Annotated in this window: 1 protein-coding gene; it reads right to left on the bottom strand. The window is 67.6% G+C overall.

Annotated elements, in window-relative coordinates; genetic code table 11:
• Positions 1–771 (bottom strand): complex I subunit 1/NuoH family protein (locus FXF51_RS60250; protein WP_187415216.1); only part of this gene is annotated, 771 nt, incomplete at both ends.

Raw genomic sequence — 771 nt, forward strand, 5'->3', positions numbered from 1 at the left:
GACGGTGTCGAAGCGCATCCAGATGGCCAGCGCGCCGATCACGATGACGACGCCGAGCCCGATGCCGATCGTGCGGTTGCCGTCGTTGACCACCACGTTGCGGACCGCGGCCACCAGCAGGATCCAGGCCAGGTTGACCGGGATGAGCACCTTCCAGCCCAGCGACATGAGCTGGTCGTAGCGCACCCGGGGCAGCGAGGCGCGCACCCACACGATGAAGCAGAAGGTGAGCACGAACTTGATGAAGAACCACAGCACCGGCCACCAGCCCTGGTTGGCGCCGTCCCACAGCGAGATCGGGAACGGTGCCCGCCAGCCGCCCAGGAACAGCGTCACGGCGATGCCCGAGGCGGTGAAGGTGTGCAGGTACTCGCCCATCATGATGAGCGCGAACTTCAGCGACGAGGAGTACTCGGTCTGGAAGCCGCCGACCAGCTCGCCCTCGCCCTCGGGCAGGTCGAACGGGATGCGCGCGGCCTCGCCGAACATGCACACCACGTAGACCAGGAAGGACGGGATGAGCAGCACCGCGAACCAGGTCTGCTCCTGTGCCTTGACGATCTCGGAGGTGGACAGCGTGCCGGCGAACAGGAAGATGGCCACGAACGACAGGCCCATCGCGATCTCGTAGGAGACCACCTGGGCGGCCGAGCGCAGCCCGCCCAGCAGCGCGTACGGCGAGCGCGACGACCAGCCGGCCAGCACCACGCCGTACACCGACACGGCGCCCATGGCCAGCATGAACAGCACCGCCACCGGCAGGTCCACCAG

This window comes from Nonomuraea sp. PA05 (assembly GCF_008086045.1).
Taxonomy (GTDB): Bacteria; Actinomycetota; Actinomycetes; order Streptosporangiales; family Streptosporangiaceae; genus Nonomuraea; species Nonomuraea monospora.